Here is a 26,948-nt window from a genome sequence, read left to right on the forward strand (position 1 = left end):
GAGCGGCAGGCGGGTCGTATCCGCCTTCATCGCGACGGCCTTTGCCCAGGAGACCCCGGAGGCAGCAAGCCGCACAATGGCGCAGTGTCGCCGATCAAATCAGGCCGAAAGTGCCGAAGCTTGCCACCATCATGGACGACGCTGAAGAGGACGTGCTCGCCTACATGACCTTCCCGAAAGAGCACCGGGCAAAGCTGCACTCGACGAATCCAATTGAGCGTCTCAACGGCGAAATCAAGCGACGCACCGAGGTCGTCGGCATCTTTCCGAACGACGAAGCCATCGTCCGTCTCGTCGGCGCACTGCTGCTCGAACAGAATGACGAATGGGCCGTTCAACGCGCCAAGTATATGACGCTTGAGACCATGGCCCAAATGAGATGAGCCCCAAATCAGCCTGCCCCGCTGTGGCACGCTGATATCCCCTTCCGACCCATGTCGGGAAAGCACGGCCATCAGCCGCGACCTACACCACCTCCCGGGACACGATCGTATCACCTTGTATTCCGGACTAAACTTATGCCGACAGCGTTGCGATAGAGGGCATTCGGAACCAGCATGCGGCTATTCCGGAAGGTCGGCACTCGCATGACGTCATCTGACCGACATCGTGGGGTTATTCGACAAAAATTGCGAAATGTCCTTGATCCAGTTTCCGCTGTTAGATCTAGTTGTCGCCGGCAGTCCTTCTCCTTCTCTATCATATTTGCTGGAGCGTGCCGCAAGTCCGACAAGAGCTGCGCCTAGGCCAACAGCTCTGTGCTGTCATTGACGGGTTAGGAACACGTCAATGATCAACGAGGCTGGAGCCTTATACCCGGTGTTCCTGCCTCAAATGTAAGGGCATGACGAGTGCCGCCCTTTCCTTCACTTGACCAGGTGGTTTCCGATCGAGGAGCCGCCATCGACCGTCAGAATGCTACCGGTCGCGAACCTCGAACGATCGGACGCAAGAAAAAGCATTGCTTCAGCAATCTCTTCAGCTGTCCCCATCCGATCCATGACGGCACGGGCGTTGAAATCGCTGCGAAGCTTCGCGGGGTCCTTCGCTTCGGCGAAGATTTTCGTGAAGTAAGGAGAGTCGATTGTCCCTGGAGCGACCGCGTTGACACGAATTCCCTCTTTCGCATGATCCATGGCCATCGCGCGCGTCAGCGAAGATATTGCTCCTTTCGATGCTACGTAGGCAGTCCTGTCCGCGATTGCTGAGGTTGCGGTGTAGGAAGTCGTATTGATGATCGAACCTCCGCCGTTCCGTCGCATAACAGGAATGACGTACTTTGAGCAAAGGAAGATCCCTTTGACGTTTACGGACATAATCCGGTCCCAAGTTTCTTCAGGAATGGTCACCACATTCCCCGTCGTTCCGAACCCGGCATTATTGACGAGCACGTCGACCCGGCCCCACTTTGCGGTCGTCTTCTCAACCATGCTTTCCGCGTCCTTGGCGGACGAGACGTCGACGCGAACACCGAAAGCCTTCGAGCCGATCTCGTTCGCCACACGAACCGCGGCGTCTTCATTGACATCAGCAACAACCACATAGGCGCCGTTCTTTGCGAAAAGCTCGGCTGTCGCACGACCAATGCCGCTGCCGCCCCCTGTGACGATACAAACTCTTTGATTCAAATCCATCGACCATCTCCTCATTTTTGGGTGCCTTAGAAGACATTTTAGCAGACAATCTGTCAATTGTGAAAATCCAGTTGACAGATTGTCTGCTGATCTGTTTATCTAGGCTCGATCGAATTTGGCCGTGGGAGGACAATATGGCCGATACCAGCACTGAGGCGCAGTTGACTTTTAAGGCAGCTATGCGTCGGTTCACATCAACCATCTGCTTGATCACGACCGAACTCAACGGGGTCCGTCATGGCATGGCCGCCACCGCGGTCCAGTCGGTTACCGCGGACCCACCAACTGTTCTTGTCTGCATCAACCAATCGGCTTCGGTGAATCAGCCTTTGAAGATCTCCGGGAAGTTCGCCGTGAACATGCTGCATCTTTCACATGCCGATCTTGTGCCGCTGTTCAGTGGGCAATTGAAGGGTGAAGAGCGCTTTCATTACGGCGAGTGGCTGTCTCTCGACGGCATGCCGGTCCTGTCCGATGCGCAGGCGGCGTTTGTCTGCAAGCTAAAAGATGTCGTTCACGTTGGAACGCATGATGTTGTGCTCGGAGAAGTGCTCGAAGCACGGTTCATCGAGTCAATCGCGCCGCTTCTCTACGAAAACGGTCAACTCGTCAGGTCGTCGTCCATCAGTGGATCGGCCGCATAGTAGGTGGCTTTAACCACCAATCACATCACTCATCGAAAGCCCAAGGGCGGCAAGGAGAAAAGCGTGAGCAATATGGCACCCGCAAGAGAAATTCATGGACGTGAAGTCACAGAGCGCTTTGAGCGCGGACTAAAGACCCGGCGCGAAGTCTTGGGGGGGGGCTATGTTGATGCGTCGGTCAGCAAAGCCACCGACTTCAATTGGCCGATGCAAACCCTCGTCACAGAATACTGCTGGGACGCGATTTGGAATCGGCCGGGCCTGGAGCGCAAGCAGCGCAGCATCCTCAATCTCGGGATGATTTCGGCCCTCAATCGTCCGCATGAGCTGAAACTGCATGTTCGCGGAGCAATCAACAACGGTCTTACCAAAGAGGAAATTCGGGAGGTTTTCCTCCAGGTTTCGATTTACTGCGGTGTTCCTGCGGCCATCGACAGCTTCCGCGTGGCAGCGGAAGTTTTCGACGAGATGGGCATCTAGTTATTCAACGCATTTGAGTGGGCTGAGCATCATCCGTTGCCAGCCCGAGGAGGGACTACAGTGACCGCACAAGACGATTTCCGCGCTGCCGGAAACCCAATGTTCAATGATAACAAGCTCAAGCTCGGCGTATTTGGCACGAATTGCTCGAATGCATGCGCGATTACGCTCGCTGAGACAACGTTCGAACCTACCTTCGACCACAACGTCGAGATTGCAAAGAAGCTTGAGGCAGCCGGTTGGGAATGCATGGTGCCGATTGCACGCTGGCGTGGTTTTGGCGGTCCTTCAAACTTCAATGGCGTGAACATGGATACGTTCACCTGGGCGGCCGCTCTCGCGGCGGTCACCACGAAGCTCCAGTTCTTCTCAACGACTCACATTCCGACGCTAAACCCGATTGTTGCAACCAAGATGGCGACAACAATCGATCACATCTCGAAGGGTCGATACGGCCTCAATCTCGTTACCGGCTGGTTCACTCCCGAAATGGAAATGTTCGGAGTTCCTATGATGGAGCACGACACCCGCTATGAATACGCCACTGAATGGATGGATATCGTCGAGACGCTCTGGAAACGCAATGGCGTTACCTTCGAAGGCGAGTTCCTCAAAGTCAAAGACGCCTTCAGTGAACCCAAACCCTACAACAAGGCGGGTCGCCCGCTCCTGATCTGCGCCGGCGCCTCGGGCAAGGGACTGCATTTCACCGCCAAGTTCTGCGACTTCAACTTCGGCTTCATGCAAGACATGGAATCCGGCGCTGCCTGGGTCAAAAAGGTGAAGGACCTGGCGCGTACTGAATATAACCGTGATCTTGGCACATTCACAGCTTGCCCCGTTATCGTTCGCGAAACGGAGAAGGAAGCAAAGGAATACTACGACTACTACGTCAACCAGAAGGGTGACTGGGAGGCATGCGAGAACATCTGTGAAGTTCTGCAGGTGCAATCTCAAAACCATTCTGCCGAAATGTATCAAAAATTCAAGGAACGCTTCGTCGCTGGCTGGGGTGGATACCCGATCGTCGGCAATCCAGAACAAGTCGCCGACAAGCTCGTGGATCTCAGCAATACAGGCGTCAACGGCGCCTTGCTGACAATGGTCGATTACAACGAGGAACTTCCCTTCTTTAACGACCGTGTCATGCCGCTGCTCAAGCAAGCCGGTCTGCGCAACTGAACCAGTCCTCGGGACGGCGATTGCCGTCCCGACACGAACTCTGCCAGATTCTGGCAGGATTTTCGCGGCTGGCGGCCAAAGGGGCCGGCGGTTGAGCGGAACCACAAGGGGAGGAGGCCCTGAATGCTGAAGAAAATCGTTGCAGCGCTTTTTACGCTGTCGAGCCTTTATCACATGAACGGCGTGGCGAAGGCTGACGGCCTCGATTCGTTGCCGCCGGACCAAAAGGCGCTTTACGAGAATATCGATCCCGCCATTCCGCTCGGGGGGACGGTGTACAAAGATTTTGTTCCAAAACGTCCACCGCCGTGGAAAATTGGTTATGCATCCACATATGCCGGTAATACCTGGCGCGCGAACATCCTGGACGAATTCACCAACGTATTGCTTCCGAGATATAAGGAAGCAGGCCTAGTCTCCGATCTAATCGTCACGCAGTCTGACCTCAAAGACGCTGTCCAAATCCAGCAGATGCGGCAGATGGTTGACGACGGTGTTGATGCGATCGTCATTTGCTGCTCGAACATTACCGCACTTAACAAGACCATAGAGTATGCTCATTCGAAAGGCGTGCCAGTCTTCTCAGTCTCGGGCTATGTCACATCACCCTACGCAATCAATGCCACAGAGAATAACACCGACGGTGGCTACAAGGCTGCTGAATGGCTTGCCAAGGAAATCGGTGAAAAAGGCAACGTCCTGATGGTATCGGGCATCCCCGGTTTCGCATCATCGGACAGCTTCGACATCGGCGCGAAGAACGCGTTCGATAAATTCCCCGGTATCAAAATTGTAGGCACGATAGCTGGCAAATGGACCGACCAGGTCGCCCAGGTTGAGGTTCAGAAGTTTCTTGCCACCAATCTTGCTGAGGTTAATGGCATTCTCGTTCAGTCCGCTTCAGAAAACGGTGTCGTGAACGCAGTACAGCAATCCGGCCGCGACATGATGCCTATCGTGCTCGGGGGTGAGGCTTCGGCAGCCTGCTACTGGCGTAAGAACCCTGATTTCATAAGCAAGAGCTTCCATTTCTGGCCGCCGCGGTCTGATGCCCGCCTTGTGTGGGACGTCATGATGCGAACGCTCGAAGGCCAGGGACCAAAGATCCAGTCGATTCTTCGTCCTGCGCTTCCTTACACCATTGATGACGTGAAGGAAGTGCTGAAGGAAGATTGCGATCCCAATTCCACGGATTGGATCGAGCCGAAGAACAACGGCTGGTGGCCTGCAGACGTCGCTGCAAACTACTTCGAACGTCCTGAAGATCCGTTAGCTTGGCGGCCGAAGAAGTAATGAATGTTCTCCGGAAGGAGACCTCCCAGCCTCCCGCGTCGGTTTCTATAATCGGCGCGGGAGGTATCTGCGATTTGATTGGAAATAGTGTGCTGGACTTTCACAGAATTCAACGTTTGCCGCCTTATGTTTTCGAACAGGTCAACCGTTTGAAAGCAAGCGCGCGAGCGGGCGGCGCCGATATCATTGATCTCGGCATGGGAAACCCCGACCTTCCCACTCCTCAGTCGATCGTCGACAAGCTGTGCGAGGTCGTGCAGGATCCGCGCACCCACCGCTATTCCTCCTCCAAGGGCATTCCGGGGCTGCGCCGTGCCCAGGCCGCCTATTATGCCCGCCGTTTCGGTGTCAAGCTCAACCCGGATACCCAGGTGGTCGCCACCTTGGGCTCCAAGGAAGGCTTCGCCAACATGGCGCAGGCGATCACCGCGCCCGGCGACGTGATCCTCTGCCCGAACCCGACCTATCCGATCCACGCCTTCGGTTTCCTGATGGCGGGCGGCGTGATCCGCTCGATGTCGGTTGAGCCGGATGAGAGCTTTTTCCCGCCGCTGGAGCGGGCGGTCCGGCATTCGATCCCGAAGCCGTTGGCGCTGATCCTCAACTATCCGTCGAACCCGACGGCCCTCGTCGCGACGCTCGATTTCTATAAGGACGTCGTCGCCTTCGCCAAGAAGCATGACATCATCGTGCTTTCCGACCTTGCCTATTCCGAGATCTACTTCGACGGCGCTCCGCCGCCATCGGTTCTCGAAGTGCCGGGTGCAATGGATGTGACCGTCGAATTCACCTCGATGTCGAAGACCTTTTCCATGCCCGGCTGGCGCATGGGCTTTGCCGTCGGCAACGAGCGGCTGATCGCGGCGCTCACCCGCGTCAAGTCCTATCTCGACTACGGCGCCTTCACGCCGATCCAGGTGGCCGCGACCCATGCGCTGAACGGCGACGGTTCCGACATTGCGGAGGTTCGCAACGTCTACAAGCGTCGCCGCGACGTCATGGTCGAAAGCTTCGGGAAGGCCGGCTTCGACGTGCCGCCGCCGGCTGCCACCATGTTCGCCTGGGCAAAGATCCCGGAAAAGTTCCGTCATCTCGGTTCGCTGGAGTTTTCCAAGCTGCTGGTCGAGAAGGCCGACGTCGCCGTTGCACCGGGTATCGGCTTCGGCGAAATGGGCGACGACTACGTCCGTCTGGCGCTCGTCGAGAACGAACACCGCATCCGCCAGGCTGCGCGCAACATCAAACGCTGGCTTAGCGGCGACGAGAAATTTGAAATCAACGTAATGAATCAGTGAAAGGATACCCGATGCCAATCTTCGGATCATGCCAATGCAAAGCGGTAACGTACCAGGTTCAGGAAATTGATGGACCCATGTGGAATTGCTTCTGTCAAACATGCCGGAAGTCACACGCCGCTGATCACAATACCGCTGCGAAGGTGAAAAGCGAGCACTTCAAGATCCTTACAGGCCAAGATACGCTTCATAGCTTCGAATCGACGCCTGGAAAGCTGCGGTGGTTTTGTTCGGTATGTGGCTCGCACGTTTATGCGGAGCGGCCGGCCAGCCCGGAGCTCAAAGTCGTTAGAGCCGGCACGTTCGATACCGATCCTGGAAGTGTGCCGATGTCAAACGTATGGGTATCGCATGCGGAACCTTGGCTCGCCCATGATCCATCGAAGGCAAGCTCACCAGAGTTCCCGTAAGTGACCGGGATACTACCTGTCGTAACTGAGGTGGAGCCACGGCGACCGTATATCAAGCGGCAACGCCTCATTCCGTGTCCAGGAGGTTCTAACGCAAACGTGCTGGGTCGGTAAAAGCGGCAGGGATTGCAGACAGTAGGTGCGCTTGCACGGCGAGCCCACCCATTGAGAGAATAAAGTCGTACGAGACAGAAGACTTCTGCGAAGCAATCCAGCCTTCGAGGTTGGGAAATTACGGGTTGTGAGGGCTCAGGACACCGCAGGACTATTTTTGCCCCCACGGGTCCTCAACGACCTCCATTGCGGTGTGAGTGAAAATTGTAAGATTGTCTTATGCGAGAATGTTGGGAGTCCTGTGACATGAAAGTTGTTGTAATAACGGGGAATTTATCGCGCCCCTCGAAAACCCGGGCCGTAGCAGACTTCATGGTGGATCGGGTGCGCGCGTCCGGCAACGAAGCAAGCTGCTGGGACCTTGTCGACCTTCATCCGCACCTTGGGGCAACAGTGTTGCCCTCCAGCGCCGCTGAGATTGTTAAAGCGGCACTCAACGATATTTTGGCTAGTGACGTGCTAGTTGTTGGTAGTCCGGTCTACAAAGCATCTTACACTGGGTTGCTGAAGCATTTATTCGACCTTGTCGACATGAAAGCGCTTAAGGGCCGCTATGTGATCCCTTTTGCAACCGGTAAAGCATCGAGTCACAAGCCGCTCGTCGAAGCCTCGATGGAAGCCTTATTCGACTTTTTCGAAGCGCAAATACATAGCCGTTTCATTTTCGCTCTCGATGAAGATTTTCAGAACGATGCTCTTTCTGAGAACCTGCGCGCGCTTGTCGACAGAGAGCTCGATGCCGCGCGTCGCGCCGTCAGCCCATAATAAGGAGGAGGATTCCATGTCTTTTTCGAGCATAGATGAGGCGATCGAGGCGATCGAAGCGGGCGAGATGGTTATCGTGGTCGACGACGAAAACCGGGAGAATGAAGGCGACCTAGTCGTTGCTGCCGAAAAAATAACAGCTGAGCACATCGCTTTCATGATGAAATATGCGAGAGGCCTTATCTGCGTGCCACTTCCAGCCGAACGTCTCGACAAACTCGAGATCCCCCTGATGGTCACACGTAATTCGGACTCACTGCAGACGGCATTTACCGTTTCCGTCGATTGCAAACACGGCACAACGACAGGGATTTCAGCCGAAGATCGAGCAGCAACCGTCAAGTCGCTCATCGATCCGCAGACGCGGCCGGAAGACCTATCGCGACCGGGTCACATTTTTCCTTTGCGTGCAAATCGTCTCGGTGTCCTGGGCCGTCCTGGCCACACCGAAGCTGCCGTGGATCTTGCACGACTTGCCGGCCTGGCGCCGGCTGGCGTAATCTGCGAGATCGCCAATGACGACGGAACCATGTCTCGACTGCCAGATCTCGAGAAGTTCGCAATCGAACATGGCCTGCACATAGTAACGATCGACGCTTTGATTGAGTACTGCAGGAGTCGTGATACGAGGGTAAAGCGTTACGCGCAGTCCTTTATGCCAACGCGGTTTGGGGATTTCAAGGCAATTGCTTATCGCGATAGTTTGACGGGAACGGAACACTTAGCTTTGACACTTGGCGAGTTGTGCGAGAAGGAAGACGTTCTGGTACGGGTGCATTCTGAATGTCTGACAGGTGAGGCGTTCCGGTCCATGCGATGCGACTGCGGTCAACAGCTCGAAATGGCTCTTCGGGCGGTCCAGTTAGCGGGCGCTGGTTGCGTGATCTACATGCGTGGGCAAGAGGGGCGTGGCATTGGCTTAGGAAACAAAATTGCGGCTTACAGCCTGCAGGATCATGGTCGTGATACTCTTGAGGCAAATCGGGAACTCGGCTTCGCATCTGATTCCCGCGAATATAACGCAGCGGCGGATATCATCCGCGACCTCGGTATCGGCAGCGTTCGGCTTCTGACCAACAATCCTACAAAAATAGAGGCGCTGCGAACGTCAGGCGTCATCGTGTCGTCTCGCCAGAGTCTGATCGCCGCATCTAGCGCGTCCAACATCACTTATTTTAAGACAAAGCGCGATCGGTTTGGCCACCTGTTGGACCAGGACACGTCAGCTGAACACGTCGGCCGGAGCAACGTCTTTTCAGTGTTTGGCGCGCAGGTGTTCTCTGGACCCCTGGGTTAACGGAGCCGCCCTCGCCACTTACCTGCCGGTGATTGTAGGGGGCCGCCTTTGACCGGCAGAGTCCTAGAGCTTTTGCGTGGGCCCTGCCAGCACATCATTCGTGCAGGCCTATCGGAGTGATGTGGCCCGCGATTGCATCGAAAGCAGCGTTCGACCATATCTCGTCTTGAGCACGGCTGTTCCGACGGATCGCATTTAATCGCGGTCCGTCTTGTCTTTCGAAAAGTCTCGCAAAACTAATGCTTCATGCGAAGGATCGGCTTAATGACTTTGCCGCTCTCGGAATCAGCCATCGCCTCGTTGATCTGGTCGAGGTCATAGAACTGAACCAGTTTGTCGAACGGGAAAAGTCCCTGCTGCCAATACTCGATCAACTGCGGGACGAACTCGGACGGAACGCTTTGTCCTTCGACAACGCCGATCAATGTGCGGCCGAAAAGGAAGTTCCCGATATCGATCGTGCCTTCAGTGCCGAGAGCGGACGAGCCAACGAGACCGCATGTTCCCGGCGTACCAAGGCAGTCGACTGCCTGACGGAAAACTCGCGGCGAACTCGTGCATTCCAAGCTGAAATCAACGCCTGCGGGGACGATCTTCCTGATCGCGGCAACGCTGTCCAATTTGCGGGCATTTATCGTGTGCGTCGCCCCGAGTTCGCGCGAAAGTTCCAGCCGTTCATCGTTCAAGTCGATCACGATGATGGTCGCGCATCCGGCGATTTTCGCGGCCATCGTAGCCGCCATGCCAACCGCACCAGCACCGAACACTGCTATTGACGAGCCGGGCTTCGGCTTGAGGCAATTCAGTACCGCGCCAGCACCGGTCTGAAGCCCGCACCCGAGCGGTCCGATCAACTCGAGTGGAACATCCTTTGCAACCTTCACGGCGTTTCGTTCGCTGGCGATGGCGTAGGTTGCAAATGACGACTGCTCGAAGAAGCAGCCACTAATCTGTTTCCCGTGAGAATCATGGATCGGGCAGGTGCCATCCGGACGAGTGCCGCGGAAATTGCGACCGAAGAAGTCCTCGCAGTAGAAAGGTGTACCGGAAAGGCACTTTTCGCACTTGCCGCAATAGGCGTAGCTCAAAGCAACGTGATCACCGGGCACAAGATCTTTAACTGCGCTCCCGACGGCCTCGACGACGCCAGAGCCTTCGTGTCCCAACACAACAGGTTGAGGTACGTCATATCCCTGGTCCCTGACCACCAGGTCGGTATGACATACCCCCGATGCGACGATGCGGACCAAAATCTCGTCTGCACGAGGTTCCTCAATCCCTATGCACTCCAAGATCAAGGGCTTCGCCTTTTCGCGCGAGACCGCCGCATATGCCTGCTTCATGTAACTGTTCCTCCAAGGCTCACAACGCAATTCGCGCGAACGTACTCATCGTCAGACAATCAGTCAATAATTACTCTATTAAATTAGATCAGTTCAACCGGAGCAGGGCTGCATTTTTGCAAAGTCACGAGTGAACGCTGATTTGAAGTGATCAAAGGGTTCCGATGCATGTTCGAAAGGGAGCATGCGTCTTGTCCCGCTTTGGGCTGAAAGATCGGCAGACGAAAATTTAGTAGCAACGTGTGAGGCGAGCCGGATGGCGTCGCTTGCCGACGTCGAGCCGGTTCTGAAGGCTATCGACAGCTTCGAGACACCGGTATTGCCAAGTTCAACCGACTACAAACGATGCTACTGCCAGCCAGGCTTAACAGACAGTACCAACCAGGACGTTAGTCTTCTCGATGATCGAGAGGTCCGACGCAATCCGGTATACAGTTGGCGCGGCGGTCGGTGACTCAATAGCGAGCGTATCCTGGATCGTGAGGCGTTCGATGCCCTGCTTTAGTGACCTGATCGTATTCCCGTGGGCCACCACAAGAACCGATTTCCCTCTCAACAAGGGGGGGAACGCTTCGCTTATCAAAAAGGGCAGAACCCTCGCGCTTATGTCCCGTATGCTTTCTCCCCCAGGTGGTGGAGTGCTGTACGAGCGGCGCCAAACCTGGACAACATCCTGGCCCCACCGCTCACGTGCCACGTTCTTGTTGATGCCGGTGAGCTGTCCGTAGTCGCGTTCGTTCAACTCGGTTCTCCTGATTGGCTCCAGCAGATCGCCGTTGGTTTCGTTCAAAATCGCTCTGCAAGTGTCGACTGTGCGCAAGAGGGCAGAGCTAAACGCAATATCGAACGAGATGCCGAGGTTCGCGAGCAGTGAGCCGGCTCGCCTGCTCTCAGACCAGCCCTCCTGTGTGAGCGGCACGTCGCTCGTACCCGTGAACTCCCCGCGCGCGTTCCCTTCGCTTTGGCCATGCCGGACAATCACCAGAGTGGACATTCATAACCCTCCCATCGATTTAGCGAACACGAATATTGTCGCACTATCGGACAATCCGTCAAGTGCGACTATGTGCAAGTGAAAACAAAACGATGTCGAAAAAACAAACGTCGAAGTTTATATTTATTGACAGATTGTCTGATAGCTCATACCAATGCACTCCGCCGTATTGAGGAGAGTCCGGCACGGCTTGGGAAGGCAAGGCTCTCGCCTTAACAGACAATGCCGCCCAGAGCGGCCGGAGGAGGAATTTTCATGAAGAGACGTACATTTCTACAAGCGAGCGGGGCAATTGCTGTAGCCGGCACGTTCGGAATGCCGGGGATTCTTCGCGCCGACGACGCGATCAGTCTCCTACCTGACACTTGGCCCTCCGAAGGCGCCAACCCAATTGTCGACGCGGGTAAGTTCAAGAAGTCAGGCCCGTGGAAGATCGGACACAGCCACTACGGCCTCGCTGGTTCAACGCATACCTACCAGACGGCGTTTGAAGCCGAATATGAAATAAAAAAGAACAAGGATCGGATCGCTGATTACCAGTTCCGGAGCGCTGATCTCAATGCCTCCAAACAAGTTGCCGATATCGAGGATCTGATCGCCCAGAAGGTCGATGCGATCATCATCGCACCGCTAACCACCGGTTCCGCCGTCGAGGGCATCAAGAAGGCAAAGGCTGCTGGCATTCCAACCGTAGTCTATCTCGGACGCGTCGACACCGAGGAGTTTACGGTTCAGGTCCAGGGCGACGACTTCTATTTCGGGCGCGTGATGGCTCAGTTCCTCGTCGACAAGCTTGGCAACAAGGGCAAGGTATGGGTTCTGCGTGGCGTCGCCGGGCATCCCATCGATGCAGATCGTTATGCAGGCGCCATGGAAGTCTTCAGCAAGTCTGGACTTCAGATCACGTCGACCCAGCACGGAAGCTGGTCTTATGAGGACTCAAAGAAGATCGCCGAAAGCTTGTATCTCTCCGACCCAGATGTCGCGGGCATCTGGACCGATGGAGCCAACATGTCTCTTGGCGTTTTGGATGCCTTGCAGGAGGCTGGCGCCTCAACGATCCCGCCAATCACGGGCGAAGCACTTAACGGCTGGATGCGTCGTTGGAATGACGAAAAACTTTCCTCGATCGGTCCGATTTGCCCACCCGCTCTGTCTACTGCCGCGCTACGGGCCGCCTTCGCCTTGCTGGATGGGAAGCCGATTCAGCGTAACTGGACGAACCGCCCCAAGCCGATCACCGACGAGACGCTCTCCCAGTTCTATCGCGCAGATCTCACTGATGCGTACTGGGCGCCGACCGAAATGCCGAACGAAAAGCTCCTTGATTATTTCAAGGCTTGATGAACTACGGGCACGATCACTCGTGCCCGTATCCCTGTCGAAGATGGAAATTCCCATGAGCACGCTTGTCGAGATGGTCGGCATCAACAAATCGTTTGGTTTCACGAAAGTCCTTTCGGACGTTCGCTTTTCCCTGGAACGTGGCTCCGTGCACGCTCTGATGGGGGAAAACGGCGCGGGGAAGTCCACCCTGATGCGTATTCTGGCGGGGGTATATCAGCCGGGCGCAGGAAGTGTTCGGCTCCGCGGGGAGGAAGTCAATTTCCGTTCCCCTAAGGAGGCACGGTTGGCGGGAGTGTCGACGGTGTTTCAGGAGTTTACCCTGATCCCCAATCTCACCGTTGCTGAGAACATGTTCCTGGGCCACGAACCTCGTCGCATTGACGGTTCGATCGATAGCGTCGAGGTAGTGAAACGCGCTCGCGCTTTGCTGGCTGACGTATTTCCACAGCTCGACGCAACCGCGATCGTCGAGACACTGACTGTCGCGCAGCAGCAGGCAGTAGAGATCGCGAAGGGACTTACGTCGAACGCGGACGTATTCATCTTCGACGAGCCAACGGCGGCGTTGAACTCGACCGATGTCGCGCATCTTTTCAAGGTTATCCGCGACCTTAAGGCTCAACATAAGGCTGTCGTCTACATCTCTCATCGCATGAATGAAGTCTTCGAACTATGCGACACCATCACCGTCATGAAAGATGGCGCTTGGGTAAGGACTGCAAGAGCGCAGGACTTCAACTTGCAAACGCTGGTAGCGACAATGGTTGGTCGCGAACTTCAGAACTTCTTTCCGCCGCGCTCGCAGGCCACCGGAGCGGCAATGCTGGAGGTTTCGGACTTGCGCCTCGACGACAGCAGCTCGACAGTCACTTTCGTTGTCAGAAAAGGTGAAATCATCGGGCTGGCAGGGCTCGAAGGACAGGGCCAGCGAGAGATAATGCGTGCCATTGTGGGCGTTGAATCGCCAAAGGCCATCGCCGTGTGGCGTGCCGGCCCCGACAACAGCATGCACGTGGTGAATGTAGGGTCAGGGTTCGCTCGCGCGGTCGCATCAGGAATCGGTTTTATCCCTGAGGACAGGAAGCAGGAAGGGCTGTTCCTGCGCCTGCCTATCTACGACAACATCGCGCTGGGAAAACAGCTCAATCGGAATATGGCAAGCGTTGCGTGGCGATCGGTGTCGAGGGTCCGCGAGGTGATCAAGTCGTTACGAGTTGCGGCCGCCGATCCCAATGCGCCCGTAGGTAAACTCTCGGGCGGGAATCAGCAGAAGGTGCTGCTGGGCCGCTGGTTGCTCTCCGGAGTGGACATCCTCGTTATTGAGGAGCCCACGCGCGGCGTCGACGTCGGTGCAAAGGCAGAGATTTACAGATTGCTGCGGGACTTCAGTGATCGTGGCGGTGCGGTCGTGGTTTCGTCGCGCGAGCACGCTGAGCTTATAGGGCTCTGCGACAGCATTTTGGTCGTTCATGACAGGAAGATCGTCGGGCAGATGTCCGCAGAGGGGGCGACCGAGGAAAGAATCCTCGAGACTGCGCTGGGGGCGAGTGCGTCACCGGATCCCCGTGCTGCGGTGCATTGAGGAGGATAACTTATGAATTCATTTGCCAGTCGCCTGAAGCTCCCTTATCGCGCGGGAGCGATCGGGCTTTCCATTGGAACGCTCCTGGTGATGGTTGTCGCCTCGGTAATATTATTGCCGGACTTCATGGATCCGGAGAATTTGTCTAATCTCCTGGCGCAATCGACGGTGCTCGTCATCTCGGCTCTCGGTCAGACGTTCGTCATTCTCACTGGCGGCCTCGACGTGTCGGTTGGGTCCGTCATCAGTCTAACGACGACGATCATGACGCTTGATCTTCCTGAGATAACCCGCGTGCTTATCTGCATCGCGGTGGCGATGGGGTTCGGAGTAGCGAACGGTTACGGTGTCGCGCGCCTCAATGTACATCCAATCATCATGACGCTGACAACAATGGGCATCGGCCAAGGTATCGCGTTGATCATTTTGCCAATCCCAGGCGGGCGCGTGCCGGAGTGGCTTTCCGGCTCGGTAGCCGGATCCATCGGCCCCGTACCTAACTCATTGTTTTGGTTGATCACGGCATCGCTCTTCGCATCCTGGATTCTCTATCGTCGTCCCTTCGGCCTCTACCTCTTCGCTTCCGGCGGCAATGACTTCAACGCACGGATGAACGGTGTTCCCGTCGAGCGCACCATCATCAAAGCGTATGTTCTTTCTGCTCTATTCGCATGCGCTGCGGGGATGTTTCTTGCAGGTCGCCTTGCATCGGGTGATCCTAAGGGCGGCGCTTCATTCGGGATTGAGTCTGTAACGGCTGCAGCATTGGGTGGGGTCCACCTCGCCGGGGGCATCGGAAGCATTGTGGGAACCGTCGTTGGCGCGGCGATCCTCGGGACAGTGAATAATGTGATGAATCTGGCCAACGTCTCTGCATTTCTTCAGTCGGTCGTCAAGGGTGTGTTGCTTCTCGTACTCGTCGTTTCGCAGCGACGCAAAACAATCGGACTTTGAAAGAAATGGACTTCTCGATGACCACATCAGACTCGAAAACTGAAGCACCATCTCGCTCATTGAGGGGTAAGAGCGCCATTTCGTGGATACTCGGGCTACCGCCCGCATACTATGTGCTCGCAATCCTGGTTGCGGTTGCTCCAGCAGTGAGCGCCACGCTCATAAATCCCAACTACTGGTTTGTAATCCTCAAGCAGTCAGCGCCGCTCGGGATCGCGGTGCTCGCCCAGTCGCTTGTCATGCGGGTGCGATCCATCGATCTCTCTGTCAGCGGTATTTTCGCGTTCGCGATTTATCTGGCCAGCTCGGGCCAGCTCAACAACTATCCACCGCTAATGACCGTCCTCATGCCTGTTGTGATTGGGCTAGCTGTGGGGGGTGTAAACGGAATACTCGTAGCATACGTGCGCGCTTCTGCCGTTATCTCCACACTAAGTGTTTCGGCCATTCTGATTGGGATCGTCCAATACATGAGCGCCGGCCGCGCGCCCGGTTCAACGCCAAGCTGGCTTCGAATACTTACGAGCGGCAATATCCACGGCCTTTCCTATTCCGTGGTCCTGTGGATCGTCATCGCCGCCCTGATTTCTATCGCATTTCGCTTTCTCATCGTCGGGCGTTACTTCAGGGCCGTCGGCGACAATCCGAGGGCGGCGGAAACTACAGGAATTCCGTTGGCACGTACGATTTTTGTCTCGCACACGCTCGCGGGCGCCCTGACAGGCATCGCGGCCCTGGTCCAGGTATCCGCGTTGGCGGTCGGCACCATCAAGCCAGGCTTCGACACCTTCATGAATGCTCTCGCCGCCACGATCCTCGGCGGTGTGACGTTCGGCGTCGACCGGGGCGGCGTCGCCGGGCCGTTCGTTGCCGTCGTTGCCTTCAGCTTCCTGTTCGCGATGCTGACCGTCTTCGGCATCCAGGAGCCGGGCAAGCTTATCGTCCAGGGCGTGATCATTGCATTTGCCGCAATCATCTACGGTGCGCGCGCGGGTCGCGTCTAGTCCGTCGGGCCGATCAAGTCATTCCCGTAGCAATTGCGGGAGAACGCAGGAGAATATAATGGTGAAAATCACTGCGGCTGTCGCCGTGAAGCCAAAGAGCCCGCTGGAATTCCGTGAACTCGAACTGGCTGACCCCGAAGGCAACGAGATCCTGGTTCGCACGGTTGCGAGCGGGATCTGCCACACGGACTTGCTGCTTCGCGACGGTATTTTTGGCCCGCCGGCACCGGTGATCCCGGGGCACGAAGGCGTCGGCGTCGTCGAGGCGGTCGGACCAGAAGTTCAGAGCCTCAAAGTGGGTGATCACGTCGCACTGAGCCAGAGCTCATGCGGATTCTGCGCCGACTGCCGCCGTTCTCACCCAATGAACTGCCAAAACTATACCCAGTACAATCTTACGGGGCTTCGTCCGAATGGTAAGAAGGCATTGCTCTGCGATGAAGTTGGCATTGGCAGCAATTTCGTGGGCCAGTCGTCCTTTGCGACGCATATCCTTGCGACTGAAAACAATGCAGCGCTTTTGCCGAAAACAGACCTCGACCTTACCGACGCTGCGCCACTCGGGTGCGGCATGGCAACGGGTGCAGGAACAGTGATAAACGCGATGAAGCCGGAAATAGGGTCGACGATAGCCGTTTTCGGCGCAGGTGCTGTCGGCATGGCCGCCGTGATGGCCGCCAAAGTTCGTCGGTGCAGCAAGATTATCATCATAGATCTGAATCAGCAGAGGCTAGACATGGCCATGGGGCTTGGTGCCACACATGCGATCAACGGCAAAGATCCCGACGTAGTCAACCAGATCCATGCGCTGACGGGCGGCGGTGCCGACTTCGCGATCGACGCAGTTGGCATCATTCCGGTTATTCTGAACTCGATCAAGTGCACCCGTGCCGGCGGGCACGTTGTCTTGCTCGGCCTCGACGCGCTCGGGAACGACATTCCCATCCCCCTCGATCTAATGGTGTTCAATCGCAAGATCCAGGGTGCGATCCTTGGTGATCAGATTCCACAGCTGTTCATTCCGCAGATGATGGATCTTAATCAGGCTGGGCTTTTCCCCTTCCAAAAATTGATCACCAAGTATCCCTTCGAGAAGATCAACGAAGCGATCGCGGACGCCGAAGCCGGGCGAGTGATCAAGCCGGTCGTCGTTTTCAATTAGGAGCCAGCGCAAATGACATCGAAGAAGTCAGAGGAACAGCACCTTGTCGTTGAATTCAAAACCACGTCCCAAAATCGAAATCGCGTAAAAGAACTCCTTCAGGAATTCATTGGACCCGCCCGCGAAGAGTCTGGTTGTCTCTACTACGACCTCTACCAGCGGTCGGACGATCCGAACACTTTCATCATCTTAGACGGCTGGCAGAATGAGGCGGCTGTCGTTGGCCATGGCGAACATCCTAATGTCAAGCGGGTGCTGGAGCCTCTTCTTCCACTGTTGGTGAGTCCACCGTCGATTAATGTAAATACCCGTATCAGCGACTGATCGGGCGCAATGGCCATTTCTACGAGGCGCGCGCCCCGAGCGCGCAGGTTTGAGGGAGACGAAATGGATACGCATCGAGTTGTCGTAGTCGGCGGTGGCTTTGCCGGACTCCAGTTAGCGAAGGACCTCAAGTGTCCCGACACTTCCATAACGATCGTCGACAGGCGCAACCATCACCTCTTTCAACCGCTCCTCTACCAAGTTGCCACGACTGTATTGGCAACCTCGGAGATAGCCTGGCCCATCAGAGCATTGTTCAGAGGACGAAAGGATGTATCGACGCTGCTGGGCGAGGTTGTTGGCGTTGATACCGAGGCACGCGTAGTATCGCTCAAGGATGGGAATGCTATTCCCTATGACACGCTCGTTCTCGCGACAGGTGCAAGGCACGCCTATTTTGGCCGGGACGAGTGGGAGCCGTTTGCGCCCGGGCTAAAGGCACTCGAAGACGCGACGACCATCCGGCGGCGGCTTCTTCTCGCGTTTGAGAAGGCCGAATTGGAGGCTGATCCCGAACGGCGGAAGGCAATGCTCACGTTCAGCATAATCGGAGCAGGCCCGACAGGCGTGGAGATGGCTGGGATTATAGCGCAACTGGCCCAACGAACCCTTGTTGAGGAGTTCCGTAGCATCGACACCAGATCGGCGCGCATCCTTCTCATCGAGGCAGGTCCACGTGTCCTACCCGTGTTCCCGGAAGCACTTTCGAGATATGCCGAGCAGTCGCTAATCAAGATGGGCGTCGAAGTGAGAACAGGCATTCCCGTGACGGCATGCAACGAGAACGGCATCGCGATCGGAGATGAGTTCGTTTCAAGCCGGACCGTCATCTGGGCTGCGGGGGTGCAAGCGTCGAACGCCGCCGCCTGGGTCGGTGCTGAAAAGGACAGGGCGGGTAGGGCGGTCGTGCAGCCAGATCTGACTGTTGGCGGTAAGCCCGAGATTTTTATTATTGGAGATACTGCCTCCGTGAAGGCCGCTGATGGAACACCCGTCCCCGGAGTGGCTCCCGCCGCCAAACAGCAAGGCAAATATGTCGCTTCGGTAATTGAAGCACGACGTCTGGGTACACCCACTCCAAGTGCGTTCAGATATAGGCATCTGGGAAACCTGGCTACCATCGGGCCGAATTCGGCTGTTATCGACTTTGGGAAGATCCGGCTCAAGGGCGGAATTGCATGGTGGATTTGGGGGCTTGCCCATATCTACTTCCTGATAGGTACGAGGAGCAGATTGGCAGTGGGACTAAGCTGGCTATGGATCTTTGTTTCCGGCCATCACTCCGCACGTTTGATCACGCAAAAAGAAACCTTAAAGGATGAGGTTTAGTCGCTAGCGCGAGCACGCCCGAGTCTGCTGGGCCGTGAATGGAGACCATCAAAGGCCAGACATTTGGGAATCGGTTGCGAAGCGATGGTTGGCAGCAGGTAACAATTCTGTCGGAGTTCCATATATAACAATGATTGATCTTCGCACTATCAACTTAGGCGACTTCGACTGCGTCGAATTCACGGCGAGGACTGGCCGCGACAAGTCAATTGCCCTGTCCGCCTGTCGTTAGCGATAGGCGGGCCTCATGCTTGAATACCGTTTCGGGAAGGAAGTGATGATGTGGAGAGTTGAGAGTGTCCCCCTCTAAGATTGACCATTTCTCGCTCAAAGGTACCTGCAGCGAGGAACTCGCGGCAGCGCTTTCGAGGCTTTCCCCGCAATCTGAAGCGCATGTACATGGCGATAAGACGATCGCCTACGATGTACATGCGATTACCAATGGTCCGATTGCAGTTATTGCCGCGCACTACGAGGGCGACCTAACCGTCCAGCACCGGGGACCGGCGGAGGCAAACATCATCATGCTTCCACTACATGGGCGATCGGTCGTTACCGTTGACGGCAGACAAATCCCGTCAGAGGGAACGCGGGGCGTTTTCGTGAACAGTATGTCGGCGAGTACGACCCAATTCATTGGGCCCAGGAAACATTTGGGGCTTAGGATCGCCCATGATGAGCTGACGCGCCGTTTGGGATGTCGGCTCAATACGCCAATAAGAGGCAGCCTCGATTTTTCGCCAGAAATCGACCTATCGGTCGGGTTCGGCTCCCTTTTGGTTCAACTGGTACCAGTGCTGTATGCTGGATTACGAGACGGAACCCTCCTTCAATCACCGATAGCACTTCATCACCTCACTGAAACGACGATGGAGCTTTTGATCGAAGCTGCGCAGCATCGCTACTCATCTGAGTTATGCCGCGTTGCTGAATCACCCTTACCCAAGGCCGTTAAGCGGGCGGTCGACTATATGCGTGCCAATATTACTCGGCCGCTATCTCTTGAGGAAATCGCAACGGCTTGTGGCGTAAGCCGACGCACTCTTCAAAGCGGTTTTCGCAACTTTCGGAATACGACCCCTCTGGCATTCCTGCAGCACCTACGGTTGGAATTAGTGCATCAGGAACTGATGACAGGCGAACCTGGCCTCTCGGTCACGCAGGTCGCTCTGAAATGGGGCTTCGTGCATAGAGGCAGATTTTCTGCGGACTATCGCAAGCGCTATGGGGTACTTCCCTCGGAAACATTGCGTATATCATAAGCAGATTGCGCCGACCGAGCTACGATCAGCCGGCACGCTCGACCGTCCTCAAGGCTTGCAGCAACAGCACTCTCCAGAAAAGCCGACTGCCTCGGCCCAAGATCTGTCTTGCAGATGATCCCCTGAACGCGACGATGTTCCGATCTGCGCAACGCAGTTCAAGACCACTACAGGGGTTAATCTTATAGTAATTATGCCGAGGTCATCTCACACATAGCGGTCAATGTCGCAATGTTCTGGACCGCGTCGCTAATGGAAGCCGGTGTAATTTATAGTCGTCTATGAGGAACATATGTCGAGACTGCCGCTATCTCTACTTTTAATGATTTTGGCAATTATCCCGTTGACGGCGTTCGTAATCATCGGAGTATCAACATCACTGGGATATTACCGAGAATACTCTACCTTCCGCAGCGCACAAACAACGCAGCGACTTGGGCGGGAAGGCGGATTCCTCGCCCAAGCTATAGCGGCGGAAGCGTTTGCAGGCGCCGACGTGCGTCGGGCAAAGCAAGCTGCATCGGACAGGGCTTTTACAGCGGTCTTTTCCGCTTACGACTCTTGGAAAAAGGCATTCGACGATCCGGCCATAGAACGGGCGGTACAGATCATTCGTGAAAGGCGGGACAATATCGATAGCTTCCGCCGGCGCGTCGATGACGGAACGGCTAGCGAGGCGGAGGGAGCTGTTGCTTTGCGCCCAGCTGCCCTTGCGGGCTTGGAGCTCGTCCGTCGCACTGGGGCGACTGTCAATGATTTGGATTTAGCACGCCAAATTACCGGTTTTCACGCGCTCATGCAGATCACGGAAGCTAGTTTGCTGGAGATCAGGCCCGGCCGAGCCTACGTCAAAAATTCAGCCATGTCCGTCGATCTATTTTCGTCCCTCTTACAGTCAAAAAATCTAAAGCAGCTTTATGTGCCTGCGATGCAGGAATTTCTCCCCGCCGATCTCGTCAAATCTTATGACGACTTCGAGGCCAGCGCCGCAGGCAAGTTCATCGCGGGCGTTCGCGATCAGATGTATGCAAACCAGCCGGGCGTTTCCTTCCCCCCCGAGACGTTGGATCGATGGAATGAAATCACCCAACAGCGGGCTGCTTTGTTGACCGCACTCATTATGCGCACCGGCGACGAGTTGGACGAGATGGCATTTCAGCGTTACGCCGATCTTCGCAATGCCTTTATCGGCTACTCCGGCGCCACGCTTCTGATCATGTCTACGGTACTCATTTTGTGCATTTCGGTCGTTCGGAGAATTTCAAGCTCCATTCGGACTCTGACAAGCCGAATGAAGGCACTCGCAGAAGGCGATACGTCGGCGCCGGTGCCCTTGACGATCCGACGCGACGAGATCGGGGACATGGCGCGTTGCCTTGAGTTTTTCCGCGGCGCGGCCATACAGAAAAGTAACCTGGAGACATCCGCGGAAGCTGAGCGCATTCGTTCTGACCAAGAGAAGCTGGATATTCAGGTAAGGGCGGAAAAAGAAGCAGAAGAGCGCCTCATCCGAGCGACGACGGCATTGGCAACCGGGTTGAAGCGGATGGCGGATGGAGACTTGATTTATGAAATTGAGGAGCCGTTAGCGCCACAGTTTGAAAGTTTGCGCAGGGATTTCAACGCTTCCATTCGTCAGCTCCGGGACGTGCTTGTTACCGTCGGCCATTCAGTCGAAACGGTCACGAATGGCAGCTCGGGCGTCTCGGCCGCATCTGAAAATCTTTCAAGACGCACGGAGCAGCAGGCGGCTTCGCTCGAGGAAACTGCAGCGGCGTTGGAGGAGATAACCGTCAACGTTGCATCGACCACGAAGAGGACGGCTGAGGCGCGCGGAGCCGTCCAACAGATGCGAGATCATGCGGAAATGTCCGGTCGGGTTGTACGCGATGCTATCGGCGCCATGAATCGCATTGAAAACTCCTCCAAGCAGATTTCCCAGATCATCAGCGTCATCGACGCGATCGCCTTCCAAACGAACCTCCTGGCGCTGAACGCCGGCGTCGAAGCAGCGCGTGCTGGCGACGCGGGAAAAGGCTTTGCGGTTGTTGCCCAGGAGGTCAGGGAGCTTGCACAGCGCTCAGCGACAGCGGCAAAAGAAATCAAGGATCTCATCGGCAATTCAGCTCTTGCCGTCGACGAAGGCGTAAGGCTCGTGAGTGAAACCGGATCGGGCCTGAGAACGATTGAAGAGCTTGTGCAGGATGTAAATCTTCATATGGACGCAATCGCAACGGCCTCCCAGGAACAATCGTCGGGCCTGCGCGAGATCAACGGCGCGGTTAACCATATGGACCATGCCACTCAAGAAAATGCGAGCATGGTCGCGGAGATGAATACTGCAGGATCGCACCTCGCTCAAGAGAGCCAAAGCCTAGCCGCACTGTTGAAACATTTCCACTTCAAAGACGAGAGCGGGAAGCCACAGAAGGTCACGGGCGAACTTGGGAAGAGCTTCCCGCCCGGTCAGACAATGGTTGACCGCGGAGACTATCCGATGCGCCGTGGTAACCTGGTGCTCGCGCCTTCGAATGATGATTGGCAAGCGTTCTAAATGATATGGGCGGCGTCGCCGACCACATGCAAATACACGTCTTTGATGATTCTGAATGAGAGCGATATCCCGGTGGGGTAGCGGCATGGTACTCCGCCAAATGACTTGTGCGGTCCTAACAAAATGCTGGCTTGACGCATGATTGCTCAGCCACGTGACAAAGCAGGACAGGCACATGAAACACGTACGTCAATCGGAACGCACATCCCGCCCCGAACAGCCTGTGGAAGTGCAGATGCCGACTGATGCTCAAATCGACCAGGGGCGTGGAGCCTTCCGCAACGCGGTCAATGCCAGCCCTCCGCTTGCCACGGGCACGGCCCCGCCATTTTCGGAAGCCTCCGTTGTCCGGCCATCGCACGGTCACGACGCAGATGTCGCAAGTCTGAAGCAACCGTTTGAGAAGGCTTTCCGGGCGAATCCGCGGCATCCTGCGACAAACATCGACTTGCCATTCAACGCCGAAGAGATGTCCAGTGCCGTCGTACTCGACGCGATCCCGTTACCCGTCTTCTTCAAAAACAGAGATGGGATACACCTTGGTTGCAACAGGGCCTTCGAAAGCTTCTCCGGCCGCTCAAAGGGAGATATTATCGGAAAAACCGTTTTCGATTTGGTGCCCGCACCCATAGCCGAGACGTATGCCGCGTTGGACGAGGCGCTTTTTGCAAATGGCGGTGTTCAGCAATATGAAGCAAAGGCCACCACCGAGAATGGTGGTGTCGTTGATCTTTTACTCAGCAAGACCGCAATCACTGATATCGCTGGTAACAGGATCGGCTTGGTTGGCGCGATGTTGGACATCACAGAGCGAAAACGTGCGGAGCATGATCTCAAAGAGGCTCTTGAATTCGCAGAGGGAATTATTGCCGCCATTCCTGACGTTCTGTTCGAGGTAAATGCCGACGGTCGCTACCTGCAGGTCTGGGCAAGGAATCAGGAGATCCTGGCGCAGCGAAAAGAAGTGCTGCTCGGCAAGCTTGTCCGCGATGTGCTCCCTCCAGATCAGGCCGACATCGCTATGCTGGCTCTTGAAGAAGCCGATGAAACCGGCGCCTCCTACGGTCGTTGTGTCCGTATAGCCCTACCAAACGGCGAATCCCGTTGGTTTGAACTGTCGGTCGCAAGGCGACCAAGCAGCAATCACTCAACCGTCACTTTTCTGGTGTTATCTCGCGATATTACCGAACGAAAGCACGCCGAGGGCACGACTATTGAAGCTCGGGCTCGCCTCCTAAGTGTCCTGCAGACCATTCCGGATATGGTATGGCTGAAAGACGTAACAGGCAAATATCTGTTGTGCAATCATGCCTTCGAAGAATTGGTCGGCAAGGCAGAAGCGGAAATCGTCGGGAAAACGGATTATGACCTGTTTACTCCCGAACTCGCCCAGTTTTTTCGTGACAAGGATGAGGAGGCCATGCAAGCCGGCCGTATTCTCATCAATGAGGAACGGTTTACCGCTCACGAGGACGGTCGATCAACGCTTTTGGAGACTCGTAAGGTTCCGGTATTCACGGGGGGAAAGCTGATGGGGATCCTCGGCGTCGCCCGCGATATCACCGAACTGGACACGTCCCGTAAGAAAATCCATCAGATGGCATTCTACGATTCTCTGACCGGCCTGCCTAACCGGACACTTTTCAATGAACGGCTACGCGAGATGATCGGGGACGCGGCTTCGGCGGGCCAGCGAGCCGGGGTGATGCTGATCGATATGGACCATTTCAAAGCGATCAATGACACTATGGGACATCCCGTCGGTGACGAGTTGCTGCGGCAGGTGGCGACACGCATGAAAAAAGGCGTCCGTGCCAGCGACACCGTGGCGAGACTCGGTGGAGATGAATTTGCAGTCTTGCTGCCCAATGTTCAGGACAATGACGATTTGGCTCAAATTGCCAGCAGAATGCTTGCCGCATTCGGCGAACGCTTCATGCTTTCCGACAGGGAGATCTTTGTATCCTGCAGCATCGGGATATCGGTATTTCCAAATGACGGCGACGCTCCCGACGATTTGGTGAAATATGCGGATTCTGCGATGTATTTGGCGAAGCGCTCGGGGCGTAGCAACTTCCGCTTCTACTCAAAGGATCTCACGATTGGGGCTGAAAAGCGCCTAGCGCTAGAATCAGACCTACGCCTAGCTTTGAAACATGAGCAACTTGAACTCCATTATCAGCCAAAGGTCCTATTGGACAACGGAAAGGTGATCGGTTCAGAAGCACTGCTACGATGGCATCATCCGAAGATGGGAATGATCCCTCCGGGAGAATTCATAGGTGTCGCCGAGGAAACGGGATTGATCATCGATCTTGGACGATGGGTGCTGCATGAGGCGTGTTGCACGGCTGCCGTCATGAATGCAGATGGACTGCCCCCGCACAAGATTGCGATAAATTTGTCTCCTAAGCAGTTTCAATGCCCGCGTTTGTCGCAAACGGTGGCGGACGTATTGCAGGAAACCGGTTGTCGTGCGGAGTGGATCGAGGTTGAAATAACTGAGAGTCTCCTGCTCCATAACTGCGAGGGCGTTTCGACGACACTCTCTCAATTGCATGCGAGCGGAATTTCCATAGCGATCGATGATTTCGGCACCGGCTACTCATCTCTGAGCTATTTGGCTAACTTTCCCATTGATACCCTCAAAATTGACCGGTCATTCATCAATCGATCCGACAAGCGAAGTAGAGAACTGGTCAAGGCAATTCTCTCAATTGCGCGCTGCCTAGGGCAAAATGTAGTCGCTGAGGGCGTGGAGACGGTCGATCAAGAAAAATTCTTGGCTGAAAGCGGCTGCGCTGTGGCACAGGGGTTCTACTATAGCAAGCCCATCCCGAAGTCCGAACTTCTCGCTGCAAACGCAGTGCTCGAGTTCTCTCGCGGTGATTCCCATCTTACGCCGATGCCCGCAGAGGAAGGGGTGGCACTCATGCGCTTGCCTCCCGCATCTGTTGGGACCCGAACCGCGTGAAGCCTACGGCTAACAGCGCGCAGGATCCACGCCACCTGCGGCGCTGTTTATACCGCACTCATCCAACGGAAGCCCAAACTACTCTGGGCGATTGGATAAAACGCGGACCAATAGGAACTACTTAAAACTTCAGGTGCTTTGATGTTCCGAAATATGCAGGCCCTGTACCGAATTGCGCGACGAAACATACGTTGACGTGTTTTCGCTTTCGATTGCCATTGCAAAGACTTGCCCAGTACAATCTACTATTCTGCGTCAATATCGTCAAAAGCATAACCGTGCAAAAGCTCATCCCATTTCCCCATCCGAATAGAAGTTCTGCGGATTTGAAAAGTTCAACTGCGAATTCGAATGGCTCCGGACATTTCGACATCATCCAATCGCTGAAATCGGAACTTCACGATTTGGCTAGTGCCGTAAATCAGTTGGAGGCGCTATGTGAGTCATACCGATCCCAAGCTGATACGTGCTCGCAACCTGACTGAACGACTGAGCGTCCGCGCTTGTCATCGTATTCCCTATGACCCTCTCTGGGCGTGGCGGCCAGTGGTTCGTTGAATCTTGCCAAACGTTCCCGGATCCCACCACTTCCCGAACACGGGAGCTTCAATTCGATCAACTCGAAACTTTCGGCCATTTGAACGGGTGGCGGAAAAAAACGCCAGCGATTGCGCCGTGATTTCGTAATGGTTCTGCCTATTTGCTGAGTAAGCCCACGGTGAAGGCCGTCTTGCGATAGAGGGCTTCTGACTGCCAGTCCTAGTGGTAACACTAGGAGTAGTCATATGACGAAGCATCCAATTGAGGTGATCACGTCTGTAGAGCGCCGTCGGCGCTGGTCACGCGAAGATAAAGAGCGCCTTGTCGCTGCATGCTTTGAGCCAGACGCGGTCATCTCCGAGATTGCCCGCGCGGCCGGCATCCATGTCAGCCAGTTGTTCCGTTGGCGCAAAGAGCTTTGCCGGATCGAGGAGCCAAGGTCTGATACGGCGACTTTGGTGCCGG

At 55.6% G+C, this 26,948-nt stretch carries 22 protein-coding genes and 1 pseudogene; 20 read left to right on the forward strand and 3 right to left on the reverse strand.

All coding sequences use genetic code 11. The features are described from left to right. Positions 1-402, forward strand: a pseudogene (locus PH551_RS30840) (transposase); the annotation flags it as partial. A 464-nt stretch (positions 403-866) separates the two neighbouring features. Here the strand turns inward: PH551_RS30840 and PH551_RS30845 are convergent. After that, complete coding sequence (locus tag PH551_RS30845; RefSeq protein WP_004671535.1) at positions 867-1,634, reverse strand: SDR family oxidoreductase; 768 nt, start codon at positions 1,632-1,634, stop codon at positions 867-869. A gap of 134 nt (positions 1,635-1,768) precedes the next feature. Here PH551_RS30845 and PH551_RS30850 point away from each other — a divergent pair, with 134 nt between their 5' ends. From PH551_RS30850 to PH551_RS30885, 8 genes are all read left to right on the forward strand, one after another. Beyond that, complete coding sequence (locus PH551_RS30850) at positions 1,769-2,278, forward strand: flavin reductase family protein (protein ID WP_004671533.1); 510 nt, start codon at positions 1,769-1,771, stop codon at positions 2,276-2,278. A 72-nt stretch (positions 2,279-2,350) separates the two neighbouring features. Next, positions 2,351-2,758: a carboxymuconolactone decarboxylase family protein gene (locus PH551_RS30855; RefSeq protein ID WP_004671531.1), complete on the forward strand. Its 408-nt coding sequence runs from the start codon at positions 2,351-2,353 to the stop codon at positions 2,756-2,758. 60 nt (positions 2,759-2,818) lie between these two features. Further along, positions 2,819-3,940, forward strand: coding sequence for an LLM class flavin-dependent oxidoreductase (locus PH551_RS30860; RefSeq protein ID WP_011053356.1), 1,122 nt, complete (start codon positions 2,819-2,821; stop codon positions 3,938-3,940). A 123-nt stretch (positions 3,941-4,063) separates the two neighbouring features. Then, a complete protein-coding gene (locus PH551_RS30865; RefSeq protein WP_004671529.1) occupies positions 4,064-5,233 on the forward strand; it encodes an ABC transporter substrate-binding protein in 1,170 nt (389 codons plus the stop codon). Further along, the gene (locus PH551_RS30870) at positions 5,233-6,528 is read left to right on the forward strand and encodes an LL-diaminopimelate aminotransferase (RefSeq protein ID WP_011053357.1); all 1,296 of its coding nucleotides are present in this window, start codon (positions 5,233-5,235) and stop codon (positions 6,526-6,528) included. Before PH551_RS30865 ends, PH551_RS30870 begins: the two co-directional genes overlap by 1 nt. A gap of 11 nt (positions 6,529-6,539) precedes the next feature. Continuing rightward, a complete protein-coding gene (locus PH551_RS30875) occupies positions 6,540-6,938 on the forward strand; it encodes a GFA family protein (RefSeq protein WP_010029274.1) in 399 nt (132 codons plus the stop codon). Positions 6,939-7,298: 360 nt separating this feature from the next. Further along, a complete protein-coding gene (locus PH551_RS30880) occupies positions 7,299-7,817 on the forward strand; it encodes an NAD(P)H-dependent oxidoreductase (RefSeq protein ID WP_004671524.1) in 519 nt (172 codons plus the stop codon). Positions 7,818-7,833: 16 nt separating this feature from the next. Next, entirely contained in the window at positions 7,834-9,114 is a 1,281-nt protein-coding gene (locus PH551_RS30885; protein ID WP_004671523.1) for a bifunctional 3,4-dihydroxy-2-butanone-4-phosphate synthase/GTP cyclohydrolase II, read from the forward strand. A gap of 236 nt (positions 9,115-9,350) precedes the next feature. Here PH551_RS30885 and PH551_RS30890 read toward each other — a convergent pair whose 3' ends face one another. Next, positions 9,351-10,457 (reverse strand): NAD(P)-dependent alcohol dehydrogenase, encoded by a 1,107-nt coding sequence (locus tag PH551_RS30890; protein WP_004671520.1) that lies wholly within the window; start codon positions 10,455-10,457, stop codon positions 9,351-9,353. Positions 10,458-10,821: 364 nt separating this feature from the next. After that, positions 10,822-11,451 carry a 2,3-bisphosphoglycerate-dependent phosphoglycerate mutase gene (locus tag PH551_RS30895; protein WP_004671516.1) on the reverse strand — a complete coding sequence of 210 codons (630 nt, stop codon included), beginning with the start codon at positions 11,449-11,451 and terminating at the stop codon, positions 10,822-10,824. Positions 11,452-11,706: 255 nt separating this feature from the next. Between PH551_RS30895 and PH551_RS30900 the strand changes: the two genes are divergently transcribed. The 11 genes from PH551_RS30900 to PH551_RS30950 form a co-directional block, all read left to right on the forward strand. Continuing rightward, positions 11,707-12,795 (forward strand): substrate-binding domain-containing protein, encoded by a 1,089-nt coding sequence (locus tag PH551_RS30900; RefSeq protein WP_004671515.1) that lies wholly within the window; start codon positions 11,707-11,709, stop codon positions 12,793-12,795. 55 nt (positions 12,796-12,850) lie between these two features. Further along, a complete protein-coding gene (locus tag PH551_RS30905; RefSeq protein ID WP_004671513.1) occupies positions 12,851-14,380 on the forward strand; it encodes a sugar ABC transporter ATP-binding protein in 1,530 nt (509 codons plus the stop codon). A 12-nt stretch (positions 14,381-14,392) separates the two neighbouring features. Next, positions 14,393-15,334 carry an ABC transporter permease gene (locus PH551_RS30910; RefSeq protein WP_004671512.1) on the forward strand — a complete coding sequence of 314 codons (942 nt, stop codon included), beginning with the start codon at positions 14,393-14,395 and terminating at the stop codon, positions 15,332-15,334. Between the two features lie 5 nt (positions 15,335-15,339). Further along, entirely contained in the window at positions 15,340-16,338 is a 999-nt protein-coding gene (locus tag PH551_RS30915; RefSeq protein ID WP_026188838.1) for an ABC transporter permease, read from the forward strand. Positions 16,339-16,396: 58 nt separating this feature from the next. After that, positions 16,397-17,500 (forward strand): NAD(P)-dependent alcohol dehydrogenase, encoded by a 1,104-nt coding sequence (locus PH551_RS30920; RefSeq protein WP_004671507.1) that lies wholly within the window; start codon positions 16,397-16,399, stop codon positions 17,498-17,500. A 12-nt stretch (positions 17,501-17,512) separates the two neighbouring features. Then, entirely contained in the window at positions 17,513-17,824 is a 312-nt protein-coding gene (locus PH551_RS30925; protein WP_004671505.1) for a putative quinol monooxygenase, read from the forward strand. Positions 17,825-17,887: 63 nt separating this feature from the next. Continuing rightward, positions 17,888-19,153, forward strand: a complete 1,266-nt coding sequence (locus PH551_RS30930) for an NAD(P)/FAD-dependent oxidoreductase (protein ID WP_004671504.1) — start codon at positions 17,888-17,890, stop codon at positions 19,151-19,153. Between the two features lie 296 nt (positions 19,154-19,449). After that, on the forward strand, positions 19,450-20,415 hold the full coding sequence (locus PH551_RS30935) for a helix-turn-helix transcriptional regulator (RefSeq protein ID WP_008534397.1): 966 nt from the start codon (positions 19,450-19,452) through the stop codon (positions 20,413-20,415). Positions 20,416-20,707: 292 nt separating this feature from the next. Next, the gene (locus tag PH551_RS30940) at positions 20,708-22,969 is read left to right on the forward strand and encodes a methyl-accepting chemotaxis protein (RefSeq protein ID WP_008534399.1); all 2,262 of its coding nucleotides are present in this window, start codon (positions 20,708-20,710) and stop codon (positions 22,967-22,969) included. Positions 22,970-23,144: 175 nt separating this feature from the next. Then, positions 23,145-25,943, forward strand: a complete 2,799-nt coding sequence (locus tag PH551_RS30945) for a sensor domain-containing protein (RefSeq protein WP_004671498.1) — start codon at positions 23,145-23,147, stop codon at positions 25,941-25,943. A 785-nt stretch (positions 25,944-26,728) separates the two neighbouring features. Beyond that, positions 26,729-26,948, forward strand: a 220-nt coding sequence (locus PH551_RS30950) for a transposase (RefSeq protein ID WP_285193331.1), incomplete at its 3' end; no start/stop codon positions are given.

The sequence above is a fragment of the Rhizobium atlanticum genome (genome assembly GCF_030182485.1).
Classification (GTDB): Bacteria; Pseudomonadota; Alphaproteobacteria; order Rhizobiales; family Rhizobiaceae; genus Rhizobium.